Genomic DNA, 4,693 nt, shown 5'->3' with positions numbered 1-4,693 from the left:
CAGTCATTTTTCCTGCGCAAAATTTAGATCACTTATTTAATATAATTGGTATAAGACGACAACGAGATTATTTTATTCCAATAAAAAAAGCGCCTAGGCGCTTTTTTAACATGAACATAAATAACTTAACTAACTGTCATTAAAAAGCAAACTCAATATTAGCCGTTAACTCTTCATCATTATTTGCACTAAAGTTAATACCAAATGATTCTGATAATTGAACTCCTGCATCAGCGGTGACAGCCCACTCTTTCAAATGTAACCCATCAAATGAATAAGTATAAGTTGGCGTTAGACCAACCCAATACATTTTATTAAAGCTATAACGGGTTGTTGCATCAAATTTTACGTAAGTCGTATCTTCTACATCATCTTTCCAGATATAACCGACATTAGCCTTAGGGTAGACATTTAAACGTTTCTCCATAAAGTCTAACTTAGCAAAGAAACCAATTGAAACATCATTTACATCTTCATAATCTTTATGGTCAGCTTCAATATCTTTATTCCAGCTACTATCAAAGGTAATACCAGACTTAGTAACAGAGTTAGATAAAAGATAATTAAATTCATAAAAATCTAAATTGTGTTTAGCCGCCACCGTAAAACGTTGCTTATAAACACCAGATAAATAACTACCAAAACGAGCAGAAAAGTCTACGCCTTCAGTGCCACCACCAATAATTGCATTAGAATAAACCGCAGTCGGGTCACTCATATCAACCCAGTTTTTATTGTTTTCAGCAACGACAGAAAACGAGCAAAAACCTACTAATGAAGTAAGTGACGCTTTTAAAATAACATTTAATACATTGCTTTTTGAGTTCATACGACTCTCTTTATTTCCAAATAAATAAGTTAAATAAGCGTTTACCACGCTTAATTAATGTGTAACGTGAAAATAATGCATCGGCTTTAGTGATAGTCGCTTCAGTGTCAGTCACTTTTTCACCGTTTACCATCACTGCGCCATTATTAACAAATTCACGCGCCATTTTGTTTGAAGCTGCTAATTCACAGCTTGTTAATAGCTCAACAATTGAAGCACTGTCATTTTCGACTTCTGTTGCTGGCAAACCATCTTGAGCTAATTGCGCTAGATCAGACTCACTTAGATTAGTTAAGTTCCCTGAAAATAATGCTTCAGTAATACGCTCAGCTGACGCTAAACCTTCTTCACCGTGTACTAAACGAGTCACTTCACGTGCTAAGATACCTTGGCCTTGTGGGCGACCTTTAATATTTTTATCTGTTTCTTCAATTTCTGCAATTTCTTCTACAGAAAGGAAAGTGAAATAACGTAAGAATTTGTAAACATCTGCATCTAATGTCGTGATCCAGAATTGGAAGAAAGCATAAGGTGATGTTTTTGCAGGATCTAACCAAATAGTACCAGACTCTGTTTTACCAAATTTAGTGCCATCTGCTTTAGTTACTAACGGCATCGTTAAACCAAACACTTTTTCTTGATTCATACGGCGTGTTAAATCAATACCACCAGTAATATTACCCCATTGGTCAGAACCACCAATTTGCAATGTACAGTTTTTCTCTTTGTTTAGTGCAGCAAAATCATAAGATTGTAAAAGCATGTAGCTGAACTCAGTAAATGAGATACCAGCCCCTTCACGGTCGATACGCTGTTTAACAGATTCTTTTTGAATCATTGCGTTAACACTAAAGTGTTTACCAACATCACGTAAAAAAGAGATGCTGTCCATTTTACTGATCCAATCTAGATTGTTGACCACTTCCGCAGCATTATCTTTATTGTCGAATTTAATAAAAGCACTAACTTGTTTTTTAATTGAATCAACCCAATTAGCAACAACGTCATCGCTATTTAATTTACGCTCAGCAGCTTTAAAACTTGGATCGCCGATTAATCCAGTTGCCCCACCTACCAATGCCAATGGCTTATGGCCAGCTTCTTGAAAACGTTTTAAAATTAAAAGTGGTACTAGACTACCGATGTGTAAACTATCAGCTGTAGGATCAAAGCCACAATATAATGTACGACTTCCACTAGATAAATGTTCGTGTAATTCTTCATCTGCAGTTGTTTGAGCGATCAAGCCGCGCGCTTTTAAATCTTCTATTAAGGCATTCATTTACTTTTCCTGGTTTACTAGCAATAATTGCATGAGATTTTACACAGTTACTGACCACAAAAAAACCTTAGAGTGAAGATATTGTCAACAATATGATAGCATTGCACTTTTATTGGTATAACAAAGAGATAAACAAATGAAAATAGGCATTATTGGTGCAATGGATGAAGAAGTTAGCATCTTAAAATCAGCGATGAATAACGTTACTACAAGCAAAATCGCAGGTTGCGAATTTTACCAAGGTGACCTTAATGGCAAACAAGTAATTTTAACCAAATCAGGGATAGGTAAAGTTGCAGCAGCCGTAGCAACAACGCTTTTATTAGATCAATTCTCTCCTGATGCGGTGATCAACACTGGTTCAGCTGGCGGGTACGATACCGCATTGAATGTTGGTGATATCGTGATCTCAACTGAAGTAAGATTCCACGATGTAGACCTCACAGCTTTTGGCTATGAAATTGGTCAAATGGCACAATTACCAGCGGCGTTTGAAGCGACAACGTCTTTAATTGATATTGCAGAAGATGCAGCTAAAACATTAGATGGTTTGAACATTATCAAAGGCTTAATTTGTACGGGCGATATCTTTATGGCAGACCCTGTTAAGGCTGAAATTGCACGTAACAACTTCCCTACTATGGCTGCATGTGAGATGGAAGCGGCAGCCATTGCGCAAGTTTGTTTCCAATTCTCAGTGCCTTTTGTCATTATTCGTTCACTGTCTGATATTGCTGGCAAGAAATCAGAACTTTCTTTTGAAGAGTTTTTACCTGTTGCAGCCAAAAATGCGTCTGTGTTAGTAGAAGCTATCGTAGATAGACTAAACTAAAACTACGTCTATAAAAAAAGGCCTTACCGGTTACCCGATAAGGCCTTTTTTATTTAATCATTTTTATTTAGCTAATTATTTAATTGCTAATAATTCAACTTCAAATACTAATGTCGCATGTGGACCGATCACAGCGCCAGCACCACGCTCACCGTATGCAAGAGCAGCAGGAATAGCTAGTTTATATTTAGCACCTGGAGACATTAATTGTAGAGCTTCAGTCCAACCAGCGATAACACCGCCAACTGGGAACTCAGCAGGTTGACCACGTTCTACAGAACTATCAAATACTGTACCGTCAATTAAAGAACCGTGGTAATGAACGCTTACTGTTGATTCAGCAGTTGGTTTTTCGCCTTCACCTTCAGAAATAACTTCATACTGTAGACCAGATTCAGTTACAACAACGCCGTCTTTCTTAGCGTTTTCAGCTAGGAAAGCTTCGCCAGCAGCACCTAATACTTTAGCTTGCTCTTCAGCAGCAGCTTGCATACGTGCAGAAATTACTTGGAATGCAGCTTGTAAGTCTTCTTGAGAAACTTTGCTTTCAGCACCGGCAAAAGCATCAGCAATACCAGCAGATACAGCAGAGATTTCTAAACCCTCAAAAGGATTAGAAGCAAGTTGCTCGCCCATTTGTAAACCGATACCGTAGCTTGCTTGTTGCTCTTGAGTAGTATATTCAGACATATTATTTCTCTTTCTTTAATGAATTTTGGGTTTCCCCATCTTGGTTAATAAATAATATGGGGAGCAAAAATTGGATTTAAAGGGAAAAAAGAGAAAAATTTGTATTTTATTTAAATAAAAGAGGAAATCCCTTATAAAACAACACCAAACCATTTAAATTCTTTATTTTAATTGCTGTTTTAGCCCTGCCGTTAATAGGTAAACTTGCTCAGATACCGCTGCTACCTGTTGATTTAATTTACCGAGTTGATCTGCATAACGCCTTTGTAAGGGAGTTTCTCCAATCAAACCACACCCCACTTCGCCCGTGACTATAATCACGTGGCATTTAGCCTTTTTCAAAAAGGCCAACAGAGCAGCTTGTTGTTGTGACATCAGCAGAAGGTTTTGCTCGAGTGTATTATCCAATGATAGATACCAGCCAACCCAGGTAGACAAACATTCAATTAAAACAATATTCTCGGCTTTATCTAAAGACTGTAAAACAAATAACAGATCTAATTCTTGATAATTCAACTCATAGGTTGTGATCGGTTGACCAAAACGCAACTCACGATTTTGTTGATGTAACTTAATACGCTCAATCGTTTCTTCACCATAAGCGACACTGGTTGCAACATAAGCAGGTTTCAGCGCGTTATTTTGAGTTAACGCTAATAACATATCTTCCGCAGCGTCACTTTTGCCACTGCGCACACCACCAATGAATAATTGAATCATATTTCTCTTATCGCCCTAATTACTTAATTTTATTTATATTACACAGAATACCGGGTTAACTTGATCTGTTACATGAGAGCCAAGTATTTTAAGGCAAAAGTTAATTACATTTTACCATGACTCATTTACCCACCAGTATAAATATAAATGATTGATTCTAAAATCTCTCGCCGCTAATAATAAAAATAAGAAAGTTAAGCAATGACAAACAAGTGAGTGTAATACCAAGCTAATCCGCACCACCTTTTTATCAAGCATTACTAAAGACAAAACAAAAGAAGAAAAGAATAATACCAATCACACTAATTAACTGATCTATTTTACTTGCTAAAATAACTTA

Annotated in this window: 5 protein-coding genes; 1 reads left to right on the top strand and 4 read right to left on the bottom strand. The window is 36.8% G+C overall.

Features of this window, described 5'->3' with window-relative positions; genetic code table 11:
- Positions 1–139 precede the first annotated feature (139 nt).
- The gene (locus tag V6256_RS14900) at positions 140–829 is read right to left on the bottom strand and encodes a hypothetical protein (protein WP_341599061.1); all 690 of its coding nucleotides are present in this window, start codon (positions 827–829) and stop codon (positions 140–142) included.
- Positions 830–839: 10 nt separating this feature from the next.
- Positions 840–2,111, bottom strand: coding sequence for a tyrosine--tRNA ligase (gene tyrS, locus V6256_RS14895; protein WP_341599060.1), 1,272 nt, complete (start codon positions 2,109–2,111; stop codon positions 840–842).
- A 136-nt stretch (positions 2,112–2,247) separates the two neighbouring features.
- Between tyrS and mtnN the strand changes: the two genes are divergently transcribed.
- Positions 2,248–2,943 (top strand): 5'-methylthioadenosine/S-adenosylhomocysteine nucleosidase, encoded by a 696-nt coding sequence (gene mtnN / locus V6256_RS14890; protein WP_341599059.1) that lies wholly within the window; start codon positions 2,248–2,250, stop codon positions 2,941–2,943.
- Positions 2,944–3,018: 75 nt separating this feature from the next.
- On the opposite strand, the gene bamJ is transcribed toward mtnN, so the two are convergent.
- Positions 3,019–3,633: a BamJ family beta-barrel-assembly machinery protein gene (bamJ, locus tag V6256_RS14885; RefSeq protein WP_341599058.1), complete on the bottom strand. Its 615-nt coding sequence runs from the start codon at positions 3,631–3,633 to the stop codon at positions 3,019–3,021.
- Positions 3,634–3,795: 162 nt separating this feature from the next.
- Positions 3,796–4,353, bottom strand: a complete 558-nt coding sequence (locus V6256_RS14880; protein WP_341599057.1) for a bifunctional adenosylcobinamide kinase/adenosylcobinamide-phosphate guanylyltransferase — start codon at positions 4,351–4,353, stop codon at positions 3,796–3,798.
- Between the last annotated feature and the right edge of the window lie 340 nt (positions 4,354–4,693).

This window comes from Psychromonas aquatilis, from assembly GCF_038155185.1.
Classification (GTDB): Bacteria; Pseudomonadota; Gammaproteobacteria; order Enterobacterales; family Psychromonadaceae; genus Psychromonas; species Psychromonas aquatilis.
This window is presented reverse-complemented; position numbering and strand designations above follow the sequence as displayed.